Source organism: Amycolatopsis thermoflava N1165 (genome assembly GCF_000473265.1).
Taxonomy (GTDB): Bacteria; Actinomycetota; Actinomycetes; order Mycobacteriales; family Pseudonocardiaceae; genus Amycolatopsis_E; species Amycolatopsis_E thermoflava.
In genome coordinates this window covers 5061084-5085271 of sequence record NZ_KI421511.1, presented here as the reverse complement: position 1 = coordinate 5085271, position 24188 = coordinate 5061084, and the positions used below count along the sequence as shown (strand labels likewise).

The window sequence follows — 24188 nt, the reverse complement described above, 5'->3', positions numbered from 1 at the left end:
GCCCGTGGCGCGGGCCCGCGTTCGCGGGCGCGAGTTCTGCAATCGGGCGCGAGCTGTGCACTCGCGGGCGCGAGTCCCGCGCTACAGCGCGCGAGTCCGTACTACAGCGCGCGAGTCCGCGCTGCCGTGCGCGAGTTCCGCGTTCGCGGGCCTGAGTTCTGCCTTTGGCCGCGCCCCCGCCGTCAAGCCCCGCAGCCAGTCCGGCCTCAGCGCCCCACGATTCCCCGCACCACGCCCAGCTCCACCAGGTCCTGCGGCCGCAACCGCAGCTGGTTCGCCGTCGCCGGGACCTCCTCGGGCGGGCGCTTCAGGATCGACGCCGCCGCTTCCGGGGACGTCACCGAGAAGTAGCTGTCCGGCGTCACCCACGTCCGCTCGGGGTGGGCGAACGCCAGCGCACCCCCGGAGCCGCCCTCGCCGATCACCAGCGTCGTCACCGGCACCGACGCCCCGGCCACCGCCGCGAAGACCTCCGCGATCGCCGCGCCCGCGCCCGCCCGCTCGGCCGCCGGGTCGTTGGCCGCGCCCGGGGTGTCCACCAGCGTGAGCACCGGGATCCCCAGTCGGTCCGCCAGCCGGATCAGCCGCGCCGCCGTGCGGAAACCCGACGGCAGCGTCGCGGTCCCGCACTGCGCGGCGTAGCCGACCGTCACGCCCCCGCGCATCCCGAACCCGCACCGCACCCCGGGATCCACGCCGCCGCACCGGTCGCCGCTGATGTCCTCCCGCCAGTCGAAGTAGGCGTCCAAATAGGACTCTGCTCGCGGCCGTGACGGGGCACGCGCCGCCCGCACCGCGGCCCAGCCGTCCGCCGGGAGCTCGCCGCCTCCCAAAGCCGGTGGCGGCGGCGCCGGCTGCCCGTCCGCGCCCGTCAGCAACGACAACCAGCGGCCCAGCCGGTCACCCAGCTCCGCCGCCGGAACGATCTGGTCCACGTGCCCGGACGCCAGCTGCGACTCCGCGGTGTAGGCCGACGCGTCACCGGACGGCCGCACCCGCGACCCGGCGAACCCGACCTGCGCGCCGGGCAGGGCCAGTGCCACGTCCGAACCGGCGCCGAGCGTGGCCCAGCCGCCGCCGGTCGTCGGGTCCCGCACGACCGCGACCTGCGGCAACCCGGCGTCCCGCGTCAGCGCCGCCTGCCGCGCGATCCGCTGCAGCTGGGTCAGCGCGGCCATGCCCTCCTGCATCCGGCTGCCGCCGGTCGCGATCATCGACACGACCGGCGTCCGCAGCTCCCGCGCCCGCTCGAACGCCGCCTCGATCCGGTCGCCGGTGCGCCGCCCGAGCGACCCGCCGAGGAACCCGAACTCCCACGCGATCACGGTCGCCTCGGTGCCGCCGAACTTGCCGACACCACACACCACCGACTCCGACTCGCCGGTCCGGGAAGCGGCCCGGGCATACGCGGAGTCGTAGCCCGGCCAGCCGATCGGACCGTCCACACCGGACTCGACACTCGGCGGCGCGGGCAGCTCGGTGAACCCGGAGCACACCGAGCCGATCACCGCGCGGGCGCTCTCACGCATTCAGCGCCCGCTTCATGACCTTGCCCATGTCGTTGCGTGGCAGCGCGTCCAGGAATCGCACCACCCGCGGCCGCTTGTGCGGCGACAGCAACCGCGCGACGTGGTCGACGAGCTCCTGCTCCGCGGGCGGCTCCCCGGCGGGCACGATCCACGCCACGATCCGCTCGCCGAGGTCCGGGTCCGGCTCGCCGGTCACCGCGGCCTCGGCCACCCCCGGGTGCTCCAGCAACGCGTTCTCGATCTCGCCCGCGCCGATCTTGTAGCCGCCGCTCTTGATCAGGTCGGTGGCCTTGCGGCCGACGATCCGGTAGTAGCCGTCGGCGTCGCGGGTCGCCATGTCGCCGGTGCGGAACCAGCCGGCGTCGAACACCTCAGCCGTCGCGTCCGGCCGGTTGAGGTACTCGGTGAACAGGTTCGGCCCGCGCACCTGGATCTCGCCGACCGTCTCGCCGTCGCTGGTCTCGATGACCGCGCCCGACTCGTCGACCAGCCGCACCTCGACCCCGCGCAGCGGCACCCCGACCGTGCCGGGTTTGCGCTCGCCGTCGGCGCGGACGCTGGTGTTCATCAGCGTCTCGCTCATGCCGTAGCGCTCCACGACCCGCTGTCCGGTGGCCGCGCGGATGCGCTCGTGGTCATGCACCGGCAGCGCGGCCGACCCGGACACCAGCAGCCGCGCGCCGCTCAGGGCCTTCGCGAGCTCCGGGTTGCTGCCCACCTCCTCCGCGATGCGGTGGTACATCGTGGGCACGCCGAACATCATCGTCGCCTCGGTCGACAGTTTCCGGGCGATGACGTCGGTGGCGAACTTGCCGGCGTGGTGCACGGTGCCGCCGCGGCGCAGCGGGCCGAGGATCCCGAGGATCAAGCCGTGCACGTGGAACAGCGGCAGCGCGTGCACGAGCACGTCGTCCGCGGTCCATTGCCAGGCGTCCTCCAGCGCGTCCAACGTGCTGGAGATGGCGCGCCGCGGCAGCACGACGCCCTTCGGCGGGCCGGTGGTGCCCGAGGTGTAGACGATCAGCGCGGGCGCCTCTTCGCCCGGCTCCTCGGGCAGGTCACCGGGGCTGCCGATCAGCGCGACCTGCTGGCGCGGCAGGTTCGCCAGCCGCTCCGGCAGCTTCGCGCCCGGCTCGCTGAGGACGAGGGACGGCGCGCTGTCGTTCACGATGTGGTCGAGTTCGCGCTCGCCGATCTTCGGGTTGACCGGGACGGCCGGGATACCCGCGAGCAGCGCCGCGACCACGGCGACGCTCGTGTGGATGGTCGGCGTCGCCCACACCGCCACCCGCGTGGGCGACTGGGCGCGGATCTCCCTGGCGAGTGAACCGGCGATCGCCGCCAGTTCCGCGTAGCCGAGCGAGACCTCGCCGAAGCGGAGGGCCTCCTTCTCCGGCGGCTCGGCCAGGACCGGGAACAACCGTTCGGGCACGTGAACTCCTCACAGATCAGCCGAGTCCGGGCACGATGAACACGAGCCAGACGACGGCGGGTACCACGGCGACCATGATGCCGCCGTAGACGAGCAACTGCCGGAAGAAGGCATCCCGGTCCACCTCGCGGGCGTTGGCCAGCACCAGCGCGCCGTTGGTGGAGAACGGGCTGACGTCGACGACCGTCGCCGACACGGCGAGCGCGCAGATCATGCCGACCGGGCCGACCGTGCCCAGCGCGAGGAACGGCACCGCGAGCGGGATGAGCGCGCCCATGATCCCGACCGACGACGCGAACGCCGAGACGATCGCGCCGATGTAGCACAGCAGCAGCGCGGCGAGCAGCGGCGCGCCGATGCCGCCGACGCCCTCGCCCGCCCACTCGATCGTGCCCATCTCCTGCAGGACGCCGACGTAGGTCAGCACGCCGCAGATCAGCAGCACGGTGGGCCAGGTGACCTCGCCGACGGCCTTCTTGCTGGTCGCGGGCCAGATCACGCTGAGCACCACGGCGAGCGTCATCGCGGTCAGGCCGACGTCGAGGTCGAACACCAGCGTGGCGACGACCAGCACGGCCAGGCTCGCGAGCGTGGCGATGCGGGGTGCGTTGAGCTGGACCCGGCCGGGTGCGGCGCCGCCGGCCGATCCGGTGCCGGCAGGCGGGCCGCCGGTGCCCGCGGCGACCAGCTCGCGCTCCCGCTCGATGGTGGGGACGATCTGCCGTTTGCGGAGCACCACGAACACGATCGCCGCGATCACCAGGTTGACCACGAAGCTGGCCAGGAAGAGCGTGATCTCGCTGCCGCCGAGGTGCTCGCGCGCGACGATGCCGTTGACGATCGTGCCGTACACGCTGATCGGCGAGAAGCCGCCGGCCTGCGCGCCGTGCACGACCATCGCGCCCATCAGCAGCGGGTGGATGCCGTACTGGGCGGCGAACCCGAGCGCGACGGGCGCGACGATGGCGACCGCGGCCGGGCTGACCGCGCCGATCGCGGTGAGCACCGCGGTGATGGCGAAGGTGACCCAGGGGATCAGCGCGACGCGGCCGCGCACCAGCCGGACGGCGGCGTCGACCAGCCAGTCCGTGGTGCCGTTGGCGCGGGCGATGGCGAACAGGAACGTGACGCCGACGAGCACGACGAACAGGTCGCCGGGGAAGCCGGCGAAGATCTCGTCGGCATCCATGTTTGCGGCCAGCGTGCCGACGCCGAACGCGGCCGCGAAGGACAGCACCCCCATGTTGATCGAGCGGGTCGTCGCTATCACGAAGACAACCGCGAGGACGAGGATCGAGATCAGCTCAGCGGACATCGGTAGAACTCCCGCCGTTGGGATTCAAGTGGCTGAGTGGCTGAACCACTTTGCGGCTCAGCCACTCAGCCTGTCAAGGGCTAGGCTTCGGAACGTGTCTGATGCGCTGAGCCCGATGGCCCGTCCGCGGCTGTACGAGCAGGTCCTGGAGCGGTTGCGGGCCTACGCGGCCGACGCCGGGCTGCGGGCGGGCGACCGGTTGCCCGCGGAGCGGGACCTGGCGCAGCGGCTCGGGGTGAGCCGGGCGTCGGTGAAGCAGGCGATCGTCGTGCTGGAGGTGCAGGGCCTGGTCGAGACCCGGCACGGCGGCGGCACCTACCTGGTGCGGGACGCGCTGGACGCCGAGCCGGTCGAGCGGCTGGTGGAACGCCGCCGGCGGCTGCCGGACGTGCTCGACGCGCGGGAGGCGCTGGAGACGAAGCTGGCCGAGCTGGCGGCGATGCGCCGGACCGACGAAGACCTGGCCGCGCTGGAGTCCGCGCTGGAGTTCATGGCGTCGGAGATCAGGGACGGGGGAGCCGGAGTCGAGGGTGACCGCCGGTTCCACGCGGCGGTCACCGGGGCCGCGCACAGCGCCCTGCTGGCCGAGTTCATGGAGGCGATCGCCGACCAGATCACCGAGAGCCGCAACGAGTCGCTCCGCCAGCCTGGCCGCCCGCCGCGGTCGCTGGACCAGCACATCCGCATCGCCGACGCCATCCGGGACCGCAACCCGAAGACCGCCGCCGAAGCGATGCGGGACCACCTCCGCACGGTCGCCGAGGTGCGCCTGCTGAGCTGGGACCCGGAGGACTGACCCGGGAGGTGCCCCGCCGTCTGGCAACGCGAACGCCGGACCGCGCGGTGCGGTCGCACAGGGCACCCGACCGGCACCCGGTCACCTTTCCCGGGAAAGCGTGCCGGGGTCCGGCAAGCCCGGTAACCGCAGGTCGGCGCGCACGCCGTACCCTGGAGAGCTGTGCTGGTACTGGCTCTGGACACGTCGACGCCCGCGGTGACCGCGGGGGTCGCCGAACTCGCCGCGAGCGCCACGGTGCTCGCCGAGCGGGTGACCCTCGACGCGCGTGCGCACGGTGAACTGATCACCCCGCACGCCCTGGACGCGGCACGCGAAGCGGGTGTCGCGCTCAAGGACCTGGCGGCGATCGTCGTCGGCGCCGGGCCGGGGCCGTTCACCGGTCTGCGCGCCGGTCTCGCCACCGCCGCCGCGCTCGGGCACGCGCTCGGCATCCCGGCCCACCCGGTCTGCAGCCTCGACGCGATCGCCCGGCAGGCCGGCCTTGGCGAGCCGTTCCACGTCGTCACCGACGCCCGTCGCCGCGAGGTGTACTGGGCGGCCTACGACGCGGACGGCGTGCGCATCGACGGTCCGCACGTGCAGGCGCCCGCCGAGTTGTCGTTCAGCCTCGCCGCGGGGGACGGCGCCCGCCTCTACGCCGAGCAGCTCGGCGCCCGGGTCGTCGAGCCGTACTACCCGAGCACCGCGGGTCTCGTGGCGGCCGCCCGCGAGGCGCTGACGTCGGGAGCCGAGCCCGCCCCGCTGACGCCGCTCTACCTGCGCCGCCCGGATGCCGTCGAGCCCGCCGCGCGGAAGCGGGTGACCACCGCGTGAAGCTCGCCAAGCTGCGCCGCAAGGACGTCGACCGGTGCGCCGAGATCGAGAAGATCCTCTTCGCAGGGGACGACCCGTGGAGCGCCCGCGCGTTCCTCAGTGAGCTGGACTCCGGCGCCTACTACCTCGGCGCGTACACCCCCGAGGACGTCCTGATCGGCTACGCCGGCCTGGCGGTCGTCGGCGGCCGGGGCGAGTACGAGGCCAGCGTCCACACCATCGGGGTCGACCCGGCTCACCAGGGCCAGGGCATCGGCACCGCGCTGCTGCGCGCACTGCTCGCCCGCGCCGACGAGGTCGCCGCGCCGGTGTTCCTGGAGGTCCGCACCGACAACGACCGCGCGCAGGAGCTGTACCGGCGGCACGGTTTCGAGCGGATCGGCCTGCGCAAGCGTTACTACCACCCGTCCGGCGCGGACGCGTACACGATGATGCGCCCGGCCGTGAGCAAGCAGGAGGTGGGCTGATGTCCCGCATCATCCTCGGCATCGAAAGCTCCTGCGACGAGACCGGCGTCGGCCTGGTGCGCCTGCACGACGACGGCGCCGTCGAACTCCTCGCCGACGAGGTCGCGTCGAGCGTCGAGCAGCACGCGCGGTTCGGCGGTGTGGTGCCGGAGGTCGCCAGCCGGGCCCACCTGGAGGCCATGCGGCCGACGGCGGAGCGCGCGTTCGCCACGGCCGGGCTCGCGCTGTCCGATGTGGACGCCATCGCGGTGACCGCGGGCCCAGGGCTCGCGGGCGCGCTGCTGGTGGGCGTCTCGGCGGCGAAGGCCTACGCGGCGGCGCTGGACGTCCCGCTCTACGGCGTCAACCACCTGGCCGGGCACATCGCGGTGGACACCCTGCAGCACGGCCCGTTGCCGAAGCCGTGCCTGGCGATGCTGGTGTCCGGCGGGCACACGCAGCTGCTGCGGGTGGACGACATCGCCGGTGAGATCACCGAGATCGGGTCCACTGTGGACGACGCCGCCGGTGAGGCCTACGACAAGGTGGCCCGCGTGCTCGGCCTGCCGTACCCGGGCGGACCGCCGATCGACAAGGCCGCGCGCGAGGGCAACCCCGCGGCGATCGACTTCCCGCGCGGCATGACCGGCCCGCGGGACGCGAAGTTCGACTTCTCGTTCTCCGGCTTGAAGACCGCGGTGGCGCGGTGGGTGGAGAACGCCGAGCGTCGCGGCGAGGAAATCCCGGTGAACGACGTTGCGGCGTCCTTCCAGGAGGCGGTGGCCGACGTGCTGACCGCGAAGGCCGTGCGCGCGGCGAAGGAGATGGGCATCGGCACGCTGGTGATCTCCGGCGGGGTCGCGGCGAACTCGCGGCTGTCCGGCCTGGCGCGTGAGCGCTGTGAGGCCGCGGGGATCGAACTGCGCGTCCCGAGGCCGCGCCTGTGCACCGACAACGGCGCGATGATCGCCGCGCTGGGCGCGCACGTGGTGGCGGCGGAGAAGAAGCCGTCGGCGCTGGACCTCTCCGCGAATCCCGCGCTGCCGGTGGAGATCGTCTCGCTCTGAGGGATTGCCCAGCGCTTGAGCGCGCAGCTCGCGCCCACCCGCGCCCGCGGTCAGGGGGCGAGCGTGACCGTGCTGTGCGTCGGCGAGCCCGGCAGTGTGCTGCGGCAAGCCGTGAGGGACCGCCCCGGCCACCGATCCGGCAGCCGGGGCAGCCCCGTCAGATGCAGTCGACCGCGTACTCAGCCACGCCTTCGCCCTCCCAGGTGACCGTGCCGGTCCCCCTCGGCGCGATCGGCACGCACGCGGGGCGCTCCCCGGTGCTCAGGGCGATCGAGCCCTCGATCGCCACCCCGCAGTCGTTGCGCAGCTCGGCCCAGCCGGGGCCGCTGTCGGTCAGCTCCGCGCACGCGCCCAGCGCACCCGCCTCGCCCGCCCACGCGGGCGACGCCGTCGCCAGCAGCCCGGCCGCGACCAACGCGACGCCCGCGGCCATGCGAATCCCCACAGTTCCTCCCCAGATTCACCGCACGTCAGGGGCGCGTGCGCGAAACCACCACGTCGTCGAGCTTGACGAAGCCCACCCGGTGCCCGAACTGCACCTGCACGTACTTCGTCTTCCCGCGCACCACCACGTGCTGCGCCGGGTCGAACGTCGTCGCCGAGTAGTACTCCGCGGTCAGCGTCGGGCCCGCCGCGTACTTCTGGCCCGCGGGCACGGTGTACTGCAGCGGCACGACCTCCTGCGGCGTGATCCCCGCCGGGTACGCCTCCGCCTCGGGGTACGCCCGCCCGTACACCGGCACCGACGACAGCCCCGGCCGCGGCGTCACCACCTGCCCCAGCACCGGCACCACCCCGGACGACCGCAGCCACCCCTTCTGCCCGAGGAACCACACCGCCGTCCAGTCGCCGCGGACCTCCGCCACCGCGTACCGCTGCCCGGTCGAGACCCGGCTGCCCACGTCCGAGATCGCCACCGTGGACGGCCCGCCGTCGGGGTGCAGTCCGATGTCCGCCAGCAACGGCGCGTCGTCGCGGGGTTCGGTGCGCAGGAACAGGGCGGACGATCCGCGCGCCGGGCACGCGGCGCCCGGGGCCGACGTGTCGCAGCCCGTGTAGCCCGTCGGATTCGTGGCGAAGTCGGGTTTGACCATCACCATGCCCGTCGGCTGCCGCACCGGCCGTGCGTTCAGCGGCGCCCCGAGCAGGTCGAAGTAGTGCGCCCAGTCCCAGTACGGCGCCGGGTCCCAGTGCATGCCGGCGACCTTGTCCGCGGTCGTGCCCGGCACGTTGTCGTGACCGATGATGTGCTCGCGGTCCAGCGGGATCCGGTACTTCCCGGCCAGGTACTTCACCAGCTTCGCCGAGGTCCGGTACATCGCCTCGGTGTACCAGGTGCCCTGCGCCGCGAACCCCTCGTGCTCGACGCCGATCGACTTCGCGTTGAAGTACCAGTTCCCGGCGTGCCAGCCGACGTCCTTGGTCAGCACGTGCTGTGCGACGTGCCCGTCCGTCGAGCGGAGCGTGTAGTGCCACGCCAGGTACGTCGGGTCCTGCACGAGCCCGATCGCCGCGTCGTAGGTGCACTCGGTGTCGTGGATGACGATGTGCGTGATCTGCTGCGAGTTGGGCCGTTCGGCCTTGTCGTAGTTGCCGTAGTTGCCGCCGCCGAGGTCCTGGTAGGGCGCCGGGATCCACTCGACGGGCAGCCCGGGCGGGGCCTCCGCCGCGCCCTCCGCGACCGTGGACAGCCCGAGCGCGCGGACCTGTTCGCGCCGCGGCGAAACCGGCGTCGCGGGCAGTGCGACGGCCTGCCCGTCGTCGGTGGTCCGGCTCGCGCCCGCGGTGATGGTCGCGAACACCTCGTCGGCGAAGAACGTCGCGGTCCCGGTGTCCGACGCGCCGGAGTAGCGGGCGACCGCGCCGTACCAGTCGGCGGGCGCGTCGGCGCGCGCGCCGAGTTCCCGTTGGTAGTGGGCCAGAACCGCCGCGCCGCCGCGGATGTTCTGCACCGGATCCGTGCGGAGCGTCGCGGCGTCCACGCCGGTCAGGTCGGCGGCGAGGTCCACGGTCTGCAGCGCGTCCGACGTGTGCGGCCGCAGCTCGCCGCGCGCCGCGTCGCCACGCGGGTCCTCGCCCTTGTCGTGATGGCTGCCTCCGGCGGCGACCGCGCGCAGGTCGGTCAGGTGCATCGGGCCGAAACCGGCGCCGGTGCTCGGCGCGCCGCCGTGCGAGTCCCAGCGGGACTTCAGGTACGACACGCCGAGCAGCACGGGTTCCGGGACCCCGAACTCCGCCGCCGCGGCGGCGAACGCACGCTGACGGGCCGAGGTCGTGGCGGCCGAAGCGCCGGGCGCGGCGACCACGGCCACGCCTGCCGTGCCGGCGGCGATCGCGCGCAAAGCGTTGCGACGGGTGATCGACATGCTGCCCCTCCCAGGCTGGTGTAGTCAGGAAACTACACAGTGGCAAGGGGGTTGGGAACTACCCGATCACTTGCGCGCCTCTTCCAGGTCTTTCAGGCACCAGGAGCCGTTCTCGTCGGCGAGCGAGATGACCAGGTCCCCCTCGACCCGCCTGCCTTCGGCCTCGAGCACCACGTGTGCCGTGGCGGTCGCGGTGCCTGCGGTCTCCTGGACCGGGCCGTTGAGCGTGAACGCCTGGTACATCTCGGCTTCCCGGGTGTACCCCTCGATCGCGACCTCCGCGCCGGAGCACGCCAGCTGGTTCAGACCGTTCTCGTCGTGCGCGAGGAATCGCCGGCCGATCTCGTCCACCAGGTTCGCGGCCGGGCTGTCGCCGGCGTCCGGCGCGCGGTCGGCTACGGTGCCGTTCTCATCATCGCCGAGCAGGAAGCCAGGTGCGGCGAACGCCGTGACGAGGAACGCGACGACCACCAGGACACCCGCGGTGAGCCCGATCCACAGGCCGGTCTTCTTCGGCGGCCGGGGCGGCGGGTACCCACCGCCGGGCGGGAACGGGCCCTGCTGCTGCGGGTAGCCGCCCTGGCCGTAGGCGCCGGGCCGCGGCCCGTAGGACTGGCCCGGCTGCGGTGGGTACGTCATCGGCACGCTCTCCTGGATCCGCTGCACCACCTCGGTGCGCCACGGGGCGTACGACGCCTTGTGGGTGACAGCGGTTCCGGTCAGCGCACCGGTTCCGGCGCGGGGCGGTTGTCGAAGGCCTCCCGCGCCGCGAGGATCTCGCCGACGTGCTCCTCGGCCCACTCGCCCAGCACGTTGAACATGTCGCCGACCTGCGTGCCGAGTGCGGTGAGCGAGTACTCGACGCGCGGCGGCACGGTCGGGTAGACGGCCCGGTCGACCAGGCCGTCGCGCTCGAGCGCGCGCAGCGTCTGGGTGAGCGACTTCTGGGTGATGCCCTCCAGTTGGCGGCGCAACTCGTTGAAGCGCACGGGGCCGTCGCTGCGGCGCAGGAAGCTCAGCACCAGCAGCGTCCACTTGTTGGCCAGCGCGTCGAGCACCGTGCGGGCGGGGCAGGCGCGCAGGTAGGACTGGACGGTATCCATGGGGTACCTGGATATCAGGAAGGTGCCTTCTTCACAACTGATACCACCGCGGTCGAGGATCTTCGGTGTGAAAGCTGTTGATGTGCGGGCCCTTGGCGGCCCCGAGGTCCTGGAAGTCGTCGACGTGCCGCGGCCGGTGCCCGGGCCGGGCGAGGTGCTGGTGCGGGTGCGCGCGGTGGGGGTGAACGCGGCCGACTGGAAGCTCCGGCGGGGGCTGGTGGAGGGGTTCGGGATCGTGCCGCCGTTCCGGCTCGGCCTGGACTTCTCGGGCGTGGTCGAGGAGACCGGCGATGAGGTGTTCGGGTTGGTGATGTCGCGATGGGGCGCCTACGCCGAGTACGTGGCTGTGCCCCGCGACGCGCTGGCCCCGAAGCCGGCGTCCCTGGACCACGTCGACGCCGCCGCGCTGCCGACGGCGGTGCTGACCGCGTCCCAGGCGCTGGCCGATGTTCGTGCTGGTCAGCGCGTCCTGATCCACGCCGCGGCCGGCGGGGTCGGGCACGTGGCGGTGCAGGTGGCGAAGGCCAGGGGCGCGCACGTGATCGGCACCGCGCGGGCGGTCAACCACGAGTTCCTGCGCGCACTCGGCGCGGACGAGCTGATCGACCACACCGCGGTCGACTTCACCACGGCGGTGTCCGATGTGGACGTGGTGTTCGACCTGGTCGGCGGCGAGTACGGCTCGCGGTCGCTGCGGGTGCTGAAGCGGGACGGCGTGCTGATCGACGCCCAGGGCGACGACGGGGCGGACGACCCGCGCTACCGGCGGTTCTACGTGCAGCCGTCGGCCGCGGAGCTGGCGAGGGCCGCGGACGTGCGGATCCACGTCTCGCAGATCCTGCCGCTGGCGGACGCCGCGAAGGCGCACGAGCTGAGCGAGAGCGGGCGGGTGCGCGGGAAGATCGTGCTGGTTCCGTAGAACGGCCCCGGGACCGCGCCGTCGGGGTCCCGGGGCCGTTCAGGTCAAGGCCGGTGCTAGCAGCCTCCGCAGCAGCCGCATCCGGGGCCACTGCACGAGCTGCAACAGCTGCAACCACCCATGGGAACACCATTCCTTCCAGTCGTGTCCGGGCCGTTTCCCAAGGTAGGCAGCGGGGCCGGAAGTCAACACCGCTCAACGAGTGAGATGCCGATATCGCTACGTGACGACGTGTCGCCGGGGCGCCGGCCGCCGCCGCGACGGGGATGGCAAAGTGCCCGGTCAAGCGCCTTGACAAGGGGTGGCAGCCACACCGGGGGACCCTCCTTGCGCGGCTAGCACTCCCGTGGCTAGAGTGCTAATCGAAGGCACCGCACACGCCCCGGCACCCGCGACGGCGGGGGTGGTAGGCGCCGAAACCAAGTAAGTACCTGCCAACGCTTTCGACGACCCGTGGAGGTCAACCCGGTGAGCGTGAACATCAAACCGCTCGAGGACAAGATCGTTGTCCAGACGAGCGAGGCCGAGGAGACGACCGCGTCCGGCCTCGTCATCCCCGACACCGCCAAGGAGAAGCCCCAGGAGGGCAAGGTTCTGGCCGTTGGCCCGGGCCGCGTCGACGACAAGGGGAACCGCATCCCGGTCGACGTCAACGTCGGCGACGTCGTCATCTACTCGAAGTACGGCGGCACCGAGGTCAAGTACAACGGTGAGGACTACCTGATCCTGTCCGCTCGCGACGTGCTGGCTGTCGTCAACTGACACAGGCGCTGCGGTGAACGCCCCGGGCCCCGCTGGAAAGCCGGGGACGGGGCGTTCTGCTGTCTGAGAGGACTTCCATGCCCAAGCAGATCAACTTCGACGAGGACGCTCGTCGAGCCCTCGAGCGCGGCGTCAACAAGCTCGCCGACGCGGTCAAGGTCACCCTCGGCCCGCGCGGTCGCCACGTCGTGCTGGACAAGAAGTTCGGCGGCCCCACGATCACCCTCGACGGCGTCACCGTCGCGCGGGAGATCGAGCTGGAGGACCCGTTCGAGAACCTGGGTGCCCAGCTGGCCAAGAACGTGGCCACGAAGACCAACGACGTCGCCGGCGACGGCACCACCACGGCCACCGTGCTGGCGCAGTCTCTGGTGAAGGTCGGCCTCCGCAACGTGGCCGCCGGCGCCAACCCGGCCGGCCTCGGCAAGGGCATCGAGGCGGCCGCCGAGAAGGTCATCGAGGTGCTCAAGTCCAAGGCCACCCCGGTCAAGGGCCGCGACAACATCGCCCAGGTCGGCACGGTCACCTCCCGTGACGCCACCATCGGCGCCCTGCTCGGCGAGGCCGTGGAGCGGGTCGGCGAGGACGGTGTGATCACCGTGGAGGAGTCCTCCACGCTGGCCACCGAACTCGAGATCACCGAGGGTGTGCAGTTCGACAAGGGCTACCTGTCGGCGCACTTCGCGACCGACCCGGAGGAGCAGCGGGCGATCCTCGAGAACGCCTACGTGCTGCTGCACCGCGAGAAGATCTCGGCGCTGGCCGACCTGCTGCCGATCCTGGAGAAGGTCGCCGAGTCGAAGAAGCCGCTGCTGATCATCGCCGAGGACGTCGAGGGCGAGGCGCTGTCCACCCTGGTGGTCAACGCCCTGCGCAAGACCCTCGTCGCGGTCGCGGTGAAGGCCCCGTTCTTCGGTGACCGCCGCAAGGCGTTCCTGGACGACCTGGCCGTCGTCACCGGCGCGCAGGTCATCTCGTCGGAGGTCGGCCTGAAGCTGTCCGAGATCGGTCTCGACTCGCTGGGCACCGCCCGGCGCATCGAGATCACCAAGGACAACACGACGATCGTCGACGGCGCCGGCACGAAGGCCGACATCGAGGCCCGCATCGCGCAGATCCGCAAGGAGATCGAGACCACCGACTCCGACTGGGACCGCGAGAAGCTGCAGGAGCGGCTGGCGAAGCTCGGTGGCGGTGTCGCGGTGATCAAGGTCGGCGCGGCCACCGAGACCGAGCTGAACGAGCGCAAGCACCGCATCGAGGACGCCGTGGCTTCGACCAAGGCGGCCGTCGAGGAGGGCATCGTGCCCGGCGGTGGTTCGGCGATCGTGCACGCGGTCAAGGAGCTGGAAGGCGACCTCGGCCTGACCGGCGACGAGGCCACGGGTGTCCGCATCGTGCGGGACGCCCTGACCGCGCCGCTGAACTGGATCGCCGCGAACGCCGGCTACGAGGGCCCGGTCATCGTGTCCAAGGTGCAGGAGCAGGGCTGGGGCTACGGCTTCAACGCCGCCACCGGCGAGATCACCGACCTGCTGCAGGCCGGCATCGTCGACCCGGTGAAGGTGACCCGCTCCGCGGTCGCGAACGCGGCCTCCATCGCCCGTCTCGTCCTGACCACGGAGAGCACCGTGGTGGACAAGCCGGTCGAGGAGCCCGAGAACACCGGCCACGGCCACGGCCACGCCCACTAGCAACAACAAGCACCAAAGGGCCCCCGCCAAAGGCGGGGGCCCTTCCTTCTTCTCACCCGACGGCGACCCGGCAACGCAACGCGCCAACCCCCGAGCCACCCCCCTCCCGCAACCCGATCCCCAGCCAAATCGGTTGCCGAGCCACCGGGTCAAGGCACGCTTTCCCGCCTTGACGCGGTGTCTCGGCAACCGAACACTGAAAGATCGGGTTCGAGAGGGCTCAATCGGGGCGTAGCGAAGCGAAGCCGGCGATTGAGAAACCCGCGTAGCGCCTACTCAAGCATTGACCCCACCATCAACAGTGATCACCGACCCGGTGATGAACGCCCCACCAGCCCCGGCGACATGCGCAACGGTCGCGGCCAAGTCCTCCGGCGAAGCATGCCGCCCAACAGCCGAGAGCGCGAGAGTGCTCGCCGCCCGCGGCCCGTCCGCCGGGTTCATGTCCGTGTCGGTCGGCCCCGGCTGAACCACCACCGAAGTGATCCCGCGCGACCCCAGATCACGCGCGAACGCCCGGCTCATCCCCACCACGGCGGCCTTAGACGCCGCGTAGGCGCTCATCCCCGGCCGCGCCACCCGCTCGCCGAGCGTGCTGCCGATCGTGATGATCCGGCCACCGGCCGGCAGATGCCGCACCGCGGCCTTGGTCGCGACGAACACCGCCCGCACGTTGACCGCCAGCGTCCGGTCGAAGTCGGCGAGGCTCATCTCCTCGATCGTCCCGCGCGGGAAGATCCCGGCGTTGTTGACCAGCACGTCCAGCCCGCCCAGCGCTTCGGCGGCCTGGTTCACCGCCGCGGTCAGCGCCTCGGCGTCCGCGCTGTCGGCCTGCAGCGCCAGCCCCTTCCGGCCGAGGCTCTCGATCGAGGCCACCACCTCGGCCGCCCGCGAGGCGGACTTCTCGTAGGTGACCGCGACGTGCGCCCCTTCTGCCGCCAGCTTCCGGGCGATCGCCGCCCCGATGCCCCTGCTGCCCCCGGTCACGAGTGCGACCTTGCCGTCCAGCGAACCCATGAGCCCTCCATTTCTGTAGTGATCGGCACAGAAGTTAGGGCGACTTCTGTGCCGACCGCTATAGAATGCGAACCATGTCACCACGCGGCCGTCCGAGGGCCTTCGACCGGGACGCGGCCCTGGATGAGGCGATGTACGTCTTCTGGGAGCGCGGCTACGAGGGCACGTCGCTGTCCGACCTGACCGCCGCCATGAAGATCGGCTCACCGAGCCTGTACGCGGCCTTCGGCGGGAAGGAGGCGTTGTTCCGGGAGGCGATCGAGCGCTACCGCGAGCGGTTCGGGCACCGGCCGCCGGAGGGGGAGACCGCGCGCGACGCCGTCGAGGCCTGGTTGCGGGAGAGTGCCCGCGGGTACGTCGAGGAGGGGCACCCGCGCGGGTGCATGGTCGTGCTGGCCGCGCTCAACTGCACGGAGCAGAACCGGCCGGTCCGCGAATTCCTCGCGGCGAAGCGGCGGAACAACCTGATCGGAGTGGCGGCCCGCTTGCGGCGCGCGGTCGCGGAGGGGGACCTGCCCGAAGACGCCGACATCGAGGGAATCGTCCGGTTCTACGGCACGATTCTGCACGGGATGTCGATTCAAGCGCGAGATGGCGCCGAACTCGCCGACCTGGAAGCGGTCATCGACACGGCGATGTCCGCGTGGCCGCGATTTCTGGGAAAAAAGACGGCACCCGGCTGACGGGCGTTCACCCGGGTGCCGTCCGCCTTTTCCGTTCCGGCTACTGGCCGGAAAGGGTCAGCTGCGGTTTCCCGGTGCGGATGATCGTCTCCCGCTCGGCTTCCGACAGCCCGCCCCAGATCCCGTACGGCTCGTGCACCGCGAGCGCGTGTTCCCGGCACAGTTGCAGGACCGGGCAGGACTGGCAGATCGCCTTCGCCCGGGCCTCCCGGCGCGCTCGCGCCGGCCCCCGCTCGCCATCCGGGTGGAAGAACGCGCCGCTGTCCATCCCCCTGCACGACCCCCGCAGCTGCCAATCCCAGATATCGGCGTTCGGGCCCGGGAGCCTACGCGTGTCTGCCATCGTGACCGCCCTCCGATTCGGTCGTGCCACCCCTGCTTAGCCGCCCGGCGATTACTCCGAATGGCGCAACGGCGGTAACGTTAGAAGCGCGCCAATAGTTGTTCAAGGGAATCCCGCTGATTCAGCCGTTAGGTTTCCCCCGGATGCGTGAGATCAGGGCCGTAAACAGGGGAAATGACGAAACCGATTCAGGTTGCCCCGTTCGAGTGGTACCGGGATATTGGGTCGGGTGAGCCGTCCCAGGGGTGCCGGTCAGGCCGAGCCGACGATGCCCGTGGCCGCCGTCGCCCGGCGGCTCGGGGTCGCGCCCTCGACCCTGCGCACCTGGGACCGCCGCTACGGCCTCGGCCCGAGCAGGCACACCGACGGCAAGCACCGCCGCTACTGCGCCGCCGACATCGGCCGGCTCGAACTGATGCAGCGCGCGCTGCTGCGCGGCGCTTCGACCGCGGAGGCCGCTCGCTACGCGCTCCAGCAGATGCCGAAGTCGTTCGGCGCCGCCCCGGAGATCGCGGCCCAGCCGCTGCCGCCGCCGGCCGAGCAGCTCAGCGCCGCGCAGAACGGCGCGGCCGCCCGCCGGCTGCGTGCGGCCGCGGTCGCGCTCGACGGCCGCGCGGTGCAGCAGACTCTCGACGACGCGATCGGCAGCGTCGGCGTCCTCGACGCATGGGAGGGCGTGATCGCCCCGGTCCTCGACGCCTGCGGGGCCGGCTGGCCGGGCACCCCGGCCGGGGTCGAGGTGCAGGCGATGCTGAGCGAGTGCGTGCTGGCCGCCGTAGTGCGCGCCACGCCGGTGCTCGACCACCCGCGCAACCAGCGCCCGGTCCTGCTCAGCCGCGTTCCGGGCGAGCAGGACGCGTTGTCGCTGCACGTGCTGGCCGCGGGCCTCGCCGCGCGGCGCATCGGCTCGCAGCTCTTCGGGCTGCCACTGCCCGGTCCCGCGTTGTCCGCGGCTGTCCGGCGCAGCTCACCCGCGGCCGTGGTGCTCTGGGCCGACCGCGCGGGCAACGCCGATCCGGAGCTGTTCCCCGAAGTGTCCCGCGGCGGGCTGCGCAGCCGCCTGTTCGCCGCCGGCCCCGGCTGGCGCGCCCCGGAGCTGCCGGATCGCGTCGAACAGCTGTCTGGACTGCGGACGGCGGCTGACCGGATCGAGTACGTCCTGGTAGGGAAGTAACGTGCACGAGATCGAACTCCGACGAGCGGCCTTCGGCGACCGTCCGGCGCCGCCGCCGGACGTGCTCGCCGCCGCTGGCCCGCCCAGGCGGCGCCTGCTCGGCGCGATCGTGCTCGGCGCACAGGGCCGCTACGCGGCTGCCACCACCCTGCTCGACGAGCTCGCCCGCGACCGGGACCAGGTGGTCGCCGCACTGGCGCTGGCCACCCTCGCCTCGCACCGCCGTCAGCTCGGCGGCCACGCCGTCGCCCGCGGGCTCGACGGCGCCGCGCTGCGCCAGGCCGTCATGGCCGTGTCGGAGCCGGACCCGGACGGCCTGGACGCTCGCGGCGCGCTCGCGGACGCGCTCCTCGGGCTGGCCGCCGACCATCTGGGCACCGGGCGGCTCACCGCGTCGCGACGCGTCCTGGACCGAGCCGCGGGCGCGGTGGACAACTGGCGGACCCGGACCCGGCTCGGCTGGGTCACCGCGGAACTCGCGCTCGCCTCGGGCGACGCGCAGGCCGCGGTCGGGCCGGCCGAGGTCGCTCTCGACGAAGCCACCGCTGCCGGATCGATCCGGCACACGGTCAAGTCCCAACTGGTGCTCGCCGCGGCGCTGGGCACCATCGGGCAGAAGCGAAGAGCCGGGGAGCTCGTCTCGGGCGCGCTGGCGGACGCGGACAAGTACGAGCTGTCCTCGCTCAGCTGGCCCGCCGGGCTGATCGCGGCCGATCTGTGGCCCGCCGACGCGGACCGCCACCGATCGCGGACGGCCGCGGTGTTACACGCAGTGTTACTGGGCTCCGATCCCGGAGGGAGGCGGCTGGCGCATGGTTCTCCGTGGGTACCGGTCTGACCCCGGGTGCGGGGCTCCCGCCGGCCATACCGACATCCGGGCGAAGAAGTTCCAAAAAAAGCCACCGGATCGTGTCAAGGTACGGCCTCAAGCGTCCGATAGGGGATATGGAATGTCACCCGGCTGCAGGAAGGAACACCCGTGACGACGGTCTTGATCTGCGACGACCGACGCAGTGTCCGCGAAGGGCTCACCCGCGTGATGTCTGCTGTCCCCGGTGTCAGTCGCATCGACTGTGTAGCGCACGGTGACGAGTTGCTGGCCCGGTACTCGCGGCAGCCGGTCGACGTCGTGCTCGTCGGCACCCAGCGCGCGATGCCGGCCGGGGTGGAGGCGACTCGGCGGCTGGTGTCCGCCAACCCTCAGGCCAACGTGATCGTCTTCGGCGCGCCGGACGACGCCGGCAGCATCGCCGCCGCCATCGCCGGCGGGGCCCGCGGCTACCTGCGCTGGGACGCGTCCCGGCCGGAGCTGGTCGCCGCGCTCGCGCACACCCTCGCCAGCACCTCGGTGCCCGCGCCCCGCCAGCCCGCCGACCCCGGCGTGCAGCTCACCGAGCGCGAGCTGCAGGTGCTGCGCGGCATGAGCCAGGGCAAGAGCAACGGCCAGATCGGCCGTGAGCTGTACCTCTCCGAGGACACCGTGAAGACCCACGCGCGCCGGCTGTTCCGGAAGCTCGGCGTGCGGGACCGTGCGCAGGCCGTGGCGCACGGCTTCCGCCGGGGTCTGGTCTCCTGACGCGGACGCGCGGATTCAGCGAGAAATTTTCGTGTTTCCGCGCGCCGCTTCGCTCGATCGCCCCCCTGCGAACCACATCCGTGCGATACTGGGCGGCCTCGGTTCGGCGAGGCCGGCGCGGCTGTAGAGCCGACCACGCATACGCGACACCGGCGTCGCCAGGTACCGTAGGCCTCACCGGTGTGAGCGATGTGGGGATTGCCGCGCCGTTAATTTTGCACGCCTACACGTAACGCTGGGACTGTTGTCTGCGATGGCCAATGTGGGGGACGGGCTGGATGAGCCAGTCGCCGCCGCTGTCGAGGGGGATCCCCAGGCGGTGGAGCGGCTGCTGGCCGCTATCCGTCCCCTGGTGGTGCGGTATTGCCGTGCCCGGGTCGGACGACAGGAGCGGTCGTTCGCTTCGGCAGACGACGTTGCCCAGGAGGTGTGTCTAGCAGTGCTCACGGCGTTGCCTTCGTACCGTGACCAAGGGCGCCCGTTCCTGGCCTTTGTGTACGGCATCGCCCAGCACAAGGTGGCCGACGCGCATCGGGCCGCCGCGCGCAACCGGGCCGAGCCCGTCGCCGAGATCCCCGACGAGATCGAGGGCGACATCGGGCCGGAACAGCGCGCCTTGCAGGGGGAGTTGAACGAGCGCATGGCACAGCTGCTCCGGGTTCTGCCCGACAAGCAGCGGGAGATCGTGGTTCTGCGCGTGGTCGTGGGCCTGTCCGCCGAGGAGACCGCGGAAGCGGTCGGCTCGACGCCGGGTGCCGTCCGCGTCGCGCAGCACCGCGCGCTGGCCCGGCTCCGCAAGGCGCTGGCGTCCGAGGAGGTGGCCTGAGTGACCGATCGCGAAGACGTCAGACGTGAGCTCGACGAGCTCGAGTTCGAGTCGACCCTGAGTTCGTCGCGGGCGGAGTTCGAGGCGGACCTCACCGCGATCCGCGCGGACGACGGTCTGCTGGACTCGCTCGGCGGGTCCGACCCCGGCATCGCCGACGACCTGGGTGACCAGGAACTCAACGCCCTGCTGCTGTCCTGGCGACGGGACATCGACAGCGAGCCGCTCGCCGAGCTCATCGACACCGACACCGCCGTCACGACGATCAAGACGGCCGCGCTGGCCCGCCGCCACGGGCAGCGGGCGCGCCGTCGCCGCCTGCTCGTGCCGGTCGCCACGGCCGCCGCCGTCCTCGCCATCGGGTTCACCGGCACCAGCATCGCCGCGCGGGACGCGCAGCCCGGCGACACGCTGTGGGGCCTGACCAAGGTGCTCTACGCCGACCACGCGCGGTCGGTCGAGGCCGCCTCCGCGGCCCGCATCGACCTGCAGCAGGCCAGCATCGCCCTCTCGCAGGGCCGCATCGCCGAGGCGCAGCAGGCGCTCGCCGAGGCCGCCGCGAAGCTGAGCCAGGTCACCGAGGAGGAGAACCTCAGCCAGCTGATGGCGGAGCACCAGCAGCTCGCCTCGATGCTGCCGGACTCGGGCACCACCACGCCGGAATCGCCGACCTCCCTGCCGACCTCGGCCGCGCTGCCGCCGCCAAGCTCGACGAAGTCGCCGTCCTCGTCGACCACGACGAGCCCGCAGCAGACCACGACGCCGACCCCGTCGGAGAGCAGCACGACCTCGCCGTCCCCGACGACCGAGAGCAGCACGACGCCACCCGGCGACGGCACCTCGGGCAGCACGGTGCGCTACGACACGCCGGACTCGGGCGCCGGCCAGGCGCCGGCCGGTGTGGACACCGGCACCAGCTCGAACTGATCCGTCTCGTGAGAGGACCCGGCCGAGAGCGGCCGGGTCTTCGCCATTTTCGGCGTCCTGCCCCGGACATGGCGAAGGCCCGGCCTCCCGCGGCCGGGCCTTCTCGTGGAAACAGTCAGTAGGCGCTTTCGGTGGTCGTGATCCCGTCCGCGAAACCGCGGCAGTAGTCCCAGCTCACGTAGTCAGCCGGGTTGGGGTCGAAGGCCGGCTCGTGCGGGCGCATCCGCCCGTCCGCGAGCAACTGCTCGAGGCTCGCGCGCAGCAGGTGCCAGTCGTGGAAGTGCGGTTGATCGCACTCACCGCAATCGACCACGATCCCGCGGACTCCGCGGGGCTCCAGCAGCGCCTGGTAGACCGCGAGGTCCGACAGGTCCGCCAGCAACTCGGCGCGCGCCTGCGCGTCCATCGGTTCGGCCAGCTCGTCGTCCCCGATGCCGGCGAGCTCCCGTGCGGGGTCGTCCGGGTCGTCGGCGAACGGGTCGGGGGGCAACACTTCGTGCGGCACGCGTCGCACCGTACCTGCCCGACCGGGTTGCTTGTCCAGGGCCTTTCAGTCCCTCCAAACAGGGGCGAGTTTCCCCGGTCACGTCTGGCCCCAGTCCGGCGGTTGCCGGGACGGGGGCCAGATACCATCGACGGAAGGTTCACCCGCCACCGCCAGGAAGGTCAGCCACCCACATGACGAGCGAGTTCGCCCCGGAAGACAAGTTCGCGATGCTCGGGTTGACCTTCGACGACGTGCTGCTGCTGCCGGCCGAGTCGGACGTCGTGCCCAGCAACGTCGACACGTCGACCCGGCTGTCCCGCAACATCACCCTGCGCATCCCGCTGGTCTCCGCGGCGATGGACACGGTCACCGAGGCCCGCATGGCGATCAGCATGGCCCGCCAGGGCGGCATGGGCGTCCTGCACCGCAACCTGCCGATCGAGGAGCAGGCCGCGGCGGTCGAGGTCGTCAAGCGGTCCGAGGCGGGCATGGTCACCGACCCGGTCACCTGCTCGCCCGACGACACGCTCGCCGAGGTCGACGCCCTGTGCGCCCGGTTCCGCATCTCCGGCCTCCCGGTCACGGACGCGTCCGGCACGCTGGTGGGCATCATCACCAACCGCGACATGCGGTTCGAGCTGGACCACAGCCGCCCGGTCAGCGAGGTGATGACCAAGGAGAACCTGATCACCGCGCAGGTCGGTGTCACCGCGGACGCGGCGCTCGGCCTGCTCCGCCGCCACAAGATCGAGAAGCTGCCGATCGTCGACGGCGCGGGCAAGCTGCGCGGGCTGATCACCGTCAAGGACTTCGTCAAGACCGAGCAGTACCCGCACGCCACCAAGGACCCGGACGGCCGCCTGGTCGTCGGCGCGGCGGTCGGCGTCGGCGCGGCCGGTCACCAGCGCGCGATGGCGCTCGCCGACGCGGGTGTGGACGTGCTGATGGTCGACACCGCACACGGCCACTCGCGTGCGGTCATCGACATGGTCGCCACGCTGAAGAAGGAGCTGGGCGACACCGTCGACATCGTCGGCGGCAACGTCGCCACCCGGGCCGGCGCTCAGGCGCTGGTCGACGCGGGCGCGGACGCGGTCAAGGTGGGCGTCGGCCCCGGGTCGATCTGCACCACCCGCATCGTCGCCGGGGTCGGCGTGCCGCAGATCTCCGCGATCTACGAGGCCGACAAGGCGTGCCGCCCGGCCGGTGTGCCGGTGATCGGCGACGGCGGCATCCAGTACTCGGGCGACATCGCCAAGGCCATCACGGCCGGCGCGTCCACCGTGATGCTGGGCAGCCTGCTGGCCGGCACCGCCGAGTCGCCGGGCGACCTGATCCTGGTCAACGGCAAGCAGTTCAAGACCTACCGCGGCATGGGGTCGCTGGGCGCGATGCAGTCCCGCGACGGGCGCAAGTCGTACTCGAAGGACCGCTACTCGCAGGACGACGTGCTGAGCGAGGACAAGCTGGTGCCGGAGGGCATCGAGGGCCGCATCGCGTTCCGCGGACCGCTGGCCAACGTCGTGCACCAGCTCGTCGGCGGGCTGCGCTCGGGCATGGGCTACGCGGGCGCGGAGACGATCGAGCAGCTGCAGAAGGCGCAGCTGGTGCGGATCACGGCCGCGGGCCTCAAGGAGAGCCACCCGCACGACGTCACCATGACGGTCGAGGCGCCCAACTACACCTCTCGGTGACCCCCTGCGCGCGGGTCACACCGATGGCCTAGCGACAATGGGCCGTCAACTACTGGCGGCGAGAAGGGACCTGACGTGCGCGATCTGGTCGAGATCGGCATGGGACGCACCGCGCGGCGGGCGTACGACCTCGATGACGTGGAGATCGTCCCGTCCCGGCGGACCCGGTCGTCGGCGATCGTGTCCACCGCGTGGCAGATCGACGCCTACCGGTTCGACATCCCGCTGGTCACCCACCCGACGGACGCGGTGGTGTCGCCGGACACGGCGGTCGAGATCGGCAAGCTGGGCGGGCTGGGCGTGCTGAACGCCGAGGGCCTGTGGGCCCGGCACGCCAACGCCGAGCAGGCGCTGCTTCGCCTGGTGGACGCCGCGAAGGACGAGGACCGCACCGCGCTGGTCCGCACCCTGCAGGAGCTGCACTCCGCGCCGGTGCTGCCGGAGCTGCTGACCGAGGCGATCCGCCGGGTGCGCGAGTCGGGCGTGACCGTTGCGGCGCGGGTGAGCCCGCAGCGCGCGGCCGAGCTGACGCCGCACCTGATCGCGGCCGGGGTCGAGATCCTGGTCGTGCAGGGCACGATCATCTCCGCGGAGCACGTCGCCCACGACGACGCCGACCCGCTGGACCTCAAGGACTTCATCGGTGGCCTGGACGTGCCGGTGATCGCCGGTGGCGTGTCCGACTACCGCACCGCGATGCACCTGATGCGCACCGGCGCGGCGGGCGTGATCGTCGGCCACGGGTACACGCCGGGCGTGACGAGCACCGACCGCGTGCTGGGCATCGGGGTGCCGATGGCGACGGCGATCATCGACGCGGCCGCTGCCCGGCGTGACTACCTCGACGAGACCGGCGGCCGGTACGTGCACGTGCTGGCGGACGGCGGGATGACCAGCTCGGGCGACATCGCGAAGGCGATCGCCTGCGGCGCCGACGCCGTGGTGGTGGGCGCCCCGCTGGCCGCGGCGTCCGAGGCGCCCGGCCACGGCCTGTACTGGACCGCGGCGGCCGCGCACCCGAACCTGCCGCGCTCGCGGGTCGCCGCCGGGCCGGACATCGAGGTGGACCTGAAGACGCTGTTGTTCGGCCCGTCGTCCGACGCGGAGGGCTCGATCAACCTGTTCGGAGCCCTCCGCAGGGCGATGGCCAAGACGGGCTACTCGGACCTCAAGGAGTTCCAGCGGGTGGGCCTGTCGGTGCGCGGCTGACGGTCGC

General features: G+C 72.2%; 25 protein-coding genes. 15 read left to right on the top strand and 10 right to left on the bottom strand.

Annotated elements, in window-relative coordinates:
* Positions 1-206: 206 nt before the first annotated feature.
* From AMYTH_RS0125015 to AMYTH_RS0125005, 3 genes are read right to left on the bottom strand one after another with little or no spacing between them, the layout of a single operon-like run.
* Positions 207-1529 (bottom strand): carboxyl transferase domain-containing protein, encoded by a 1323-nt coding sequence (locus AMYTH_RS0125015; protein ID WP_027932592.1) that lies wholly within the window; start codon positions 1527-1529, stop codon positions 207-209.
* Positions 1522-2961 (bottom strand): acyl-CoA synthetase, encoded by a 1440-nt coding sequence (locus AMYTH_RS0125010; RefSeq protein ID WP_027932591.1) that lies wholly within the window; start codon positions 2959-2961, stop codon positions 1522-1524. The genes AMYTH_RS0125015 and AMYTH_RS0125010 overlap by 8 nt, the downstream gene beginning before the upstream one ends.
* Positions 2962-2977: 16 nt before the next feature.
* Positions 2978-4276, bottom strand: a complete 1299-nt coding sequence (locus AMYTH_RS0125005; protein ID WP_027932590.1) for an SLC13 family permease — start codon at positions 4274-4276, stop codon at positions 2978-2980.
* Positions 4277-4370: 94 nt separating this feature from the next.
* On the opposite strand from AMYTH_RS0125005, the gene AMYTH_RS0125000 reads away from it, so the two are divergent.
* The 4 genes from AMYTH_RS0125000 (at position 4371) to tsaD (ending at position 7401) form a co-directional block, all read left to right on the top strand.
* Positions 4371-5072 (top strand): FadR/GntR family transcriptional regulator, encoded by a 702-nt coding sequence (locus AMYTH_RS0125000; RefSeq protein ID WP_027932589.1) that lies wholly within the window; start codon positions 4371-4373, stop codon positions 5070-5072.
* A 162-nt stretch (positions 5073-5234) separates the two neighbouring features.
* Positions 5235-5888, top strand: a complete 654-nt coding sequence (gene tsaB, locus AMYTH_RS0124995) for a tRNA (adenosine(37)-N6)-threonylcarbamoyltransferase complex dimerization subunit type 1 TsaB (RefSeq protein WP_027932588.1) — start codon at positions 5235-5237, stop codon at positions 5886-5888.
* Positions 5885-6355: a ribosomal protein S18-alanine N-acetyltransferase gene (gene rimI, locus AMYTH_RS0124990; protein ID WP_027932587.1), complete on the top strand. Its 471-nt coding sequence runs from the start codon at positions 5885-5887 to the stop codon at positions 6353-6355. The genes tsaB and rimI overlap by 4 nt, the downstream gene beginning before the upstream one ends.
* On the top strand, positions 6355-7401 hold the full coding sequence (tsaD, locus tag AMYTH_RS0124985) for a tRNA (adenosine(37)-N6)-threonylcarbamoyltransferase complex transferase subunit TsaD (protein ID WP_027932586.1): 1047 nt from the start codon (positions 6355-6357) through the stop codon (positions 7399-7401). The genes rimI and tsaD overlap by 1 nt, the downstream gene beginning before the upstream one ends.
* A gap of 157 nt (positions 7402-7558) precedes the next feature.
* Here tsaD and AMYTH_RS0124980 read toward each other — a convergent pair whose 3' ends face one another.
* The 4 genes from AMYTH_RS0124980 to AMYTH_RS0124965 all read right to left on the bottom strand — a co-directional run bounded on the left by AMYTH_RS0124980 (position 7559) and on the right by AMYTH_RS0124965 (position 10870).
* Positions 7559-7846: a hypothetical protein gene (locus AMYTH_RS0124980; RefSeq protein ID WP_123683973.1), complete on the bottom strand. Its 288-nt coding sequence runs from the start codon at positions 7844-7846 to the stop codon at positions 7559-7561.
* Between the two features lie 25 nt (positions 7847-7871).
* On the bottom strand, positions 7872-9767 hold the full coding sequence (locus AMYTH_RS0124975) for an N-acetylmuramoyl-L-alanine amidase (protein ID WP_027932584.1): 1896 nt from the start codon (positions 9765-9767) through the stop codon (positions 7872-7874).
* A gap of 66 nt (positions 9768-9833) precedes the next feature.
* Entirely contained in the window at positions 9834-10406 is a 573-nt protein-coding gene (locus AMYTH_RS47195; protein WP_157360666.1) for a hypothetical protein, read from the bottom strand.
* Between the two features lie 80 nt (positions 10407-10486).
* Positions 10487-10870 (bottom strand): winged helix-turn-helix transcriptional regulator, encoded by a 384-nt coding sequence (locus tag AMYTH_RS0124965; protein ID WP_017986677.1) that lies wholly within the window; start codon positions 10868-10870, stop codon positions 10487-10489.
* 67 nt (positions 10871-10937) lie between these two features.
* Here AMYTH_RS0124965 and AMYTH_RS0124960 point away from each other — a divergent pair, with 67 nt between their 5' ends.
* From AMYTH_RS0124960 to groL, 3 genes are all read left to right on the top strand, one after another.
* Complete coding sequence (locus AMYTH_RS0124960) at positions 10938-11789, top strand: NADP-dependent oxidoreductase (protein ID WP_027932582.1); 852 nt, start codon at positions 10938-10940, stop codon at positions 11787-11789.
* A 468-nt stretch (positions 11790-12257) separates the two neighbouring features.
* Positions 12258-12551, top strand: coding sequence for a co-chaperone GroES (gene groES, locus AMYTH_RS0124955; RefSeq protein ID WP_026153773.1), 294 nt, complete (start codon positions 12258-12260; stop codon positions 12549-12551).
* Positions 12552-12628: 77 nt separating this feature from the next.
* Entirely contained in the window at positions 12629-14245 is a 1617-nt protein-coding gene (gene groL / locus AMYTH_RS0124950; protein WP_017986679.1) for a chaperonin GroEL, read from the top strand.
* Between the two features lie 276 nt (positions 14246-14521).
* On the opposite strand, the gene AMYTH_RS0124945 is transcribed toward groL, so the two are convergent.
* The gene (locus AMYTH_RS0124945; protein WP_027932581.1) at positions 14522-15262 is read right to left on the bottom strand and encodes a 3-oxoacyl-ACP reductase family protein; all 741 of its coding nucleotides are present in this window, start codon (positions 15260-15262) and stop codon (positions 14522-14524) included.
* A gap of 74 nt (positions 15263-15336) precedes the next feature.
* Here AMYTH_RS0124945 and AMYTH_RS0124940 point away from each other — a divergent pair, with 74 nt between their 5' ends.
* Positions 15337-15945 carry a TetR/AcrR family transcriptional regulator gene (locus AMYTH_RS0124940; RefSeq protein ID WP_209440787.1) on the top strand — a complete coding sequence of 203 codons (609 nt, stop codon included), beginning with the start codon at positions 15337-15339 and terminating at the stop codon, positions 15943-15945.
* Between the two features lie 40 nt (positions 15946-15985).
* On the opposite strand, the gene AMYTH_RS0124935 is transcribed toward AMYTH_RS0124940, so the two are convergent.
* On the bottom strand, positions 15986-16288 hold the full coding sequence (locus tag AMYTH_RS0124935) for a WhiB family transcriptional regulator (RefSeq protein WP_017986683.1): 303 nt from the start codon (positions 16286-16288) through the stop codon (positions 15986-15988).
* A gap of 274 nt (positions 16289-16562) precedes the next feature.
* Here AMYTH_RS0124935 and AMYTH_RS0124930 point away from each other — a divergent pair, with 274 nt between their 5' ends.
* From AMYTH_RS0124930 to AMYTH_RS0124910, 5 genes are all read left to right on the top strand, one after another.
* A complete protein-coding gene (locus AMYTH_RS0124930; RefSeq protein WP_027932579.1) occupies positions 16563-17462 on the top strand; it encodes a MerR family transcriptional regulator in 900 nt (299 codons plus the stop codon).
* 1 nt (position 17463) lies between these two features.
* Positions 17464-18300, top strand: a complete 837-nt coding sequence (locus AMYTH_RS0124925; RefSeq protein WP_027932578.1) for a serine/threonine-protein kinase — start codon at positions 17464-17466, stop codon at positions 18298-18300.
* Between the two features lie 141 nt (positions 18301-18441).
* On the top strand, positions 18442-19038 hold the full coding sequence (locus AMYTH_RS0124920) for a response regulator transcription factor (protein ID WP_017986686.1): 597 nt from the start codon (positions 18442-18444) through the stop codon (positions 19036-19038).
* 253 nt (positions 19039-19291) lie between these two features.
* Positions 19292-19864 carry a sigma-70 family RNA polymerase sigma factor gene (locus AMYTH_RS0124915; RefSeq protein WP_026153775.1) on the top strand — a complete coding sequence of 191 codons (573 nt, stop codon included), beginning with the start codon at positions 19292-19294 and terminating at the stop codon, positions 19862-19864.
* Positions 19865-20791 carry an anti-sigma-D factor RsdA gene (locus tag AMYTH_RS0124910; protein WP_017986688.1) on the top strand — a complete coding sequence of 309 codons (927 nt, stop codon included), beginning with the start codon at positions 19865-19867 and terminating at the stop codon, positions 20789-20791.
* A gap of 115 nt (positions 20792-20906) precedes the next feature.
* Here AMYTH_RS0124910 and AMYTH_RS0124905 read toward each other — a convergent pair whose 3' ends face one another.
* On the bottom strand, positions 20907-21296 hold the full coding sequence (locus tag AMYTH_RS0124905) for a DUF5319 domain-containing protein (RefSeq protein WP_017986689.1): 390 nt from the start codon (positions 21294-21296) through the stop codon (positions 20907-20909).
* Between the two features lie 173 nt (positions 21297-21469).
* On the opposite strand from AMYTH_RS0124905, the gene guaB reads away from it, so the two are divergent.
* Both guaB and AMYTH_RS0124895 read left to right on the top strand, forming a co-directional pair.
* The gene (gene guaB, locus AMYTH_RS0124900; RefSeq protein WP_027932577.1) at positions 21470-22972 is read left to right on the top strand and encodes an IMP dehydrogenase; all 1503 of its coding nucleotides are present in this window, start codon (positions 21470-21472) and stop codon (positions 22970-22972) included.
* 75 nt (positions 22973-23047) lie between these two features.
* Entirely contained in the window at positions 23048-24181 is a 1134-nt protein-coding gene (locus AMYTH_RS0124895) for a GuaB3 family IMP dehydrogenase-related protein (protein ID WP_027932576.1), read from the top strand.
* Positions 24182-24188 lie beyond the last annotated feature (7 nt).

Coding starts and splice junctions, on each gene's coding strand:
- groL (WP_017986679.1), top strand. CDS start 12,629: ATGCCCAAGCAGATCAACTTCGACGAGGACGCTCGTCGAGCCCTCGAG.
- tsaD (WP_027932586.1), top strand. CDS start 6,355: ATGTCCCGCATCATCCTCGGCATCGAAAGCTCCTGCGACGAGACCGGC.
- AMYTH_RS0124965 (WP_017986677.1), bottom strand. CDS start 10,870: ATGGATACCGTCCAGTCCTACCTGCGCGCCTGCCCCGCCCGCACGGTG.
- AMYTH_RS47195 (WP_157360666.1), bottom strand. CDS start 10,406: ATGACGTACCCACCGCAGCCGGGCCAGTCCTACGGGCCGCGGCCCGGC.
- AMYTH_RS0124935 (WP_017986683.1), bottom strand. CDS start 16,288: ATGGCAGACACGCGTAGGCTCCCGGGCCCGAACGCCGATATCTGGGAT.
- AMYTH_RS0125015 (WP_027932592.1), bottom strand. CDS start 1,529: ATGCGTGAGAGCGCCCGCGCGGTGATCGGCTCGGTGTGCTCCGGGTTC.
- AMYTH_RS0124945 (WP_027932581.1), bottom strand. CDS start 15,262: ATGGGTTCGCTGGACGGCAAGGTCGCACTCGTGACCGGGGGCAGCAGG.
- AMYTH_RS0124940 (WP_209440787.1), top strand. CDS start 15,337: ATGTCACCACGCGGCCGTCCGAGGGCCTTCGACCGGGACGCGGCCCTG.
- guaB (WP_027932577.1), top strand. CDS start 21,470: ATGACGAGCGAGTTCGCCCCGGAAGACAAGTTCGCGATGCTCGGGTTG.
- AMYTH_RS0124975 (WP_027932584.1), bottom strand. CDS start 9,767: ATGTCGATCACCCGTCGCAACGCTTTGCGCGCGATCGCCGCCGGCACG.
- AMYTH_RS0124915 (WP_026153775.1), top strand. CDS start 19,292: ATGGCCAATGTGGGGGACGGGCTGGATGAGCCAGTCGCCGCCGCTGTC.
- AMYTH_RS0125005 (WP_027932590.1), bottom strand. CDS start 4,276: ATGTCCGCTGAGCTGATCTCGATCCTCGTCCTCGCGGTTGTCTTCGTG.